Source organism: Shewanella sp. 3_MG-2023 (genome assembly GCF_030548765.1).
Taxonomy (GTDB): Bacteria; Pseudomonadota; Gammaproteobacteria; order Enterobacterales; family Shewanellaceae; genus Shewanella.
Genome location: NZ_JAUOSH010000064.1, coordinates 1 through 3,278 on the forward strand (window position 1 = coordinate 1; position 3,278 = coordinate 3,278).

Annotated in this window: 1 protein-coding gene and 1 pseudogene; one reads left to right on the top strand and one right to left on the bottom strand. The window is 40.3% G+C overall.

Annotated elements, in window-relative coordinates; translation table 11 throughout:
* Positions 1-84 precede the first annotated feature (84 nt).
* Positions 85-219: pseudogene (locus tag Q4591_RS19900) on the top strand (thioredoxin-dependent thiol peroxidase); the annotation flags it as partial.
* An 83-nt stretch (positions 220-302) separates the two neighbouring features.
* On the opposite strand, the gene Q4591_RS19905 reads toward Q4591_RS19900, so the two are convergent.
* Complete coding sequence (locus tag Q4591_RS19905; protein WP_303462582.1) at positions 303-2,198, bottom strand: sodium:proton antiporter; 1,896 nt, start codon at positions 2,196-2,198, stop codon at positions 303-305.
* Between the last annotated feature and the right edge of the window lie 1,080 nt (positions 2,199-3,278).

A 3,278-nucleotide genomic window follows, 5' to 3' on the forward strand; every position in this document is an offset into this window, starting at 1 on the left:
ATTAATCTAACTCACTGTTAAGTATAGGCTTCATTGATATTTGTCAATTTTTATGTCTCAAATTATTTCCAAGGGTGATATCCCATGGGCAAAATCTATGACGGTATCCATAGATTGAGCTTCCTCATTGGTCAAGATGGCAAAATAGTACATGTGTTCGATAAATTTAAAACCAAAAACCACCATGAAGTGGTGTTATCGGTGTTAGAAACGCTTTAACTTAAGCCTTAAGTAAAAATTCCATAAAAAAAGCTTCGTTAATACGAAGCTTTTTTATTGCTGATTTTTAGTCAAAATCAAATTCAAGCTGATGTATTGCCGAAAGTTTCACCAGAGTCATCTTGCTCATTAGCGTCTTCATTTTCTGTTACTTCAGCTAAATTACGTTGGATGATATCTTGCTCTTGCGCCTCTTTCGGCAATAGGCTAATTAACTCGATACCGACTGGTAATTCATTAATTTCAGTACCTGAAATAATTTTTACTTTCTGATCTTTAGTCAGGTAAATTAACGGCATCGCCGTTTCACCATAACGCTGTTTAAAGTGTTCAAATGTAAAATTATCCGTAATATTAGTAACTTTAATGACAGCACCTTTCGCCATGTAACTGGCTATTTTGGCATAAGAAATTGACTCACCAAATAAACACAAACGCTTTAAATAAGACTCTGACAATTGATGTCTGGCACTTCCCCCTTCGGCATTATTTAAGCCATACACTTTATTGGTACCTAATAAGTCTTGAAAATGAAAACTCACTAAAGGGTTTAATTGACGATAGGGAGATAACACTAGCACTCGACCTATACCACTTAAATCCATAAAGTTTTCGGCGTGTTCAGAGGCCGGATTACCAAAATAAACCGGGATATTCGCCATTCTCGCTTGACGAATGTTGTCCCAGTTATTATCGGCTAATACCACTTTCACTTGCTTAGCCGTTAACACCTTAGCTAACTCACGTGAAAACTTAGAGGCACCAAATAACAGTAAGCCTTGTGATGAATCGGCCTTTACACCTAAAAACTTAGCCCATGGGCCTGCCGTTAAGCTTTGTATTACAACAGTGCCAATAATAATTAAAAACACTAATGGCACTATCGAGCTGGCACCATTAACCCCAATAGCTTCAAGCTTAATGGCAAATAACGAAGAAATTGCCGCTGCAACTATCCCTCTTGGTGCGACCCAACTTAAAAACCATTTATCAGCTCTAGATAAACTAGTACCAATACCAGAAATCCAGATACTCAGAGGCCTTGCAACCAACAACACGACCAGTAAGACACCGACACCGCCCCAACCTAAATCAAGCATCGCGGTCGAGTTAAGTCTTGCCGCTAATAAAATAAACAAGGCGGAGATCAGTAATACGGTAAGAGTCTCTTTAAACTCTAAAATATCCGCAATATCAACCCCACGCATATTCGCTAACCAAATGCCCATCACAGTCACGGTTAACAGCCCAGACTCTTCTTGGATCAAATTAGAACCAACAAAGACGCCCAGCATAATAGTTAATACCGCAGTATTTTTAAGATAATGAGGAAACACATTACTACGAAGTGCAATGCCAATGAGATAGCCAGCAAGCGCCCCAAGTCCAAAACCTAACAGTAATGTCATGCCTAAAGCGAATAATATATGGGTGGTGGGATCTGCAGCGGTCGCCACAGCAATATATTCATAAACTAATACTGCCAAAATTGCCCCGATAGGGTCTATGACTATTCCTTCCCAGCGTAAGATGCTGGCAAGGTTTGATTTTGGCCTTACTGTGCGCAGCATCGGCACTATTACTGTTGGACCTGTCACTACCACTAATGCACCAAAAAGTAGCGCCATGGGCCATTCAAAGCCTAATAGCCAATGAGCGCCTGGGGCGATACAAGCCCAAGTTATAAAGGCACCAAAGGTCACTAAGTTTGTCACCATGCGGCCGTGATCTTTGATTTCTTTAAAATTGAGGGTTAACGCGCCTTCAAAAAGAATAACCGCGACCCCCAATGAAATAATGGGAAACAGCAAATCGCCAAAGATAGCATCAGGGTCTAAAATGCCAAGCCCCGGACCAAGTAACAAACCGCATAACAATAACGGTAATATTGCAGGAAGACGAAACTTCCAACCTAACCATTGACACAATAAAGACAGCACGCCAATCAGCGCGAGCATGCCAGTTATGTGTTCTACCATGGACAATTCCTTTTTTATATTTTCTGCGATATAGCTCGCGAGTTTGTATCTTTAATAAAATACTAAATTACACATCAGAGCAAGGCTTAATTAAAACATCTACCGTAATTTTTTAACTTAACATCAACCTTTTAACCTGCTGATTGGAAGTATCTAAAGCTTAATAATTTTCACGTTAAAGCCGCAGAACAATAGACTCAGCTTAAGATAAATACATTCAATGTCATAAATTACAGGCACAAAAAAGCCCTTGTCTTATGACAAGGGCTAATCTGTTCGGCGCAGCGGACGGGACTCGAACCTGCGCCCCCGGCGTGACAGGCTCAGCTTACTAATACAAAGTAACCAACTGCTGCTTTTATTCAAGCAATTCATTTAACCAATTGAAGTAACTAATTCAAGTAACTAATTCAAGTAATTAATCCAATTAACTAATTCATTAAAATAAGCCCAACAGCATAAATTACAGGCACAAAAAAGCCCTTGTCTTATGACAAGGGCTAATCTGTTTGGCGCAGCGGACGAGACTCGAACCCGCGCCCCCCGGCGTGGCAGCCTCAGCTTACTAATACAAAGTAACCAACTGCTGCTTTTATTCAAGCAATTCATTTAGCCAATTCAAGTAACTAATTCAAGTAACTAATTCAAGTAATTAATCCAATTAACTAATTCATTAAAATAAGCCCAACAGCATAAATTACAGGCACAAAAAAGCCCTTGTCTTATGACAAGGGCTAATCTGTTTGGCGCAGCGGACGAGACTCGAACCCGCGCCCCCCGGCGTGGCAGCCTCAGCTTACTAATACAAAGTAACCAACTGCTGCTTTTATTCAAGCAATTCATTTAGCCAATTCAAGTAACTAATTCAAGTTACTAATTCAAGTTACTAATTCAAGTTACTAATTCAAGTAATGAATCCAATTAACTCATTCATTAAAATAAGCCCAACAGCATAAATTAAAGGCACAAAAAAGCCCTTGTCTAATGACAAGGGCTAATCTGTTTGGCGGAGCGGACGGGACTCGAACCCGCGACCCCCGGCGTGACAGGCCGGTATTCTAACCAACTGAACTACCGCTC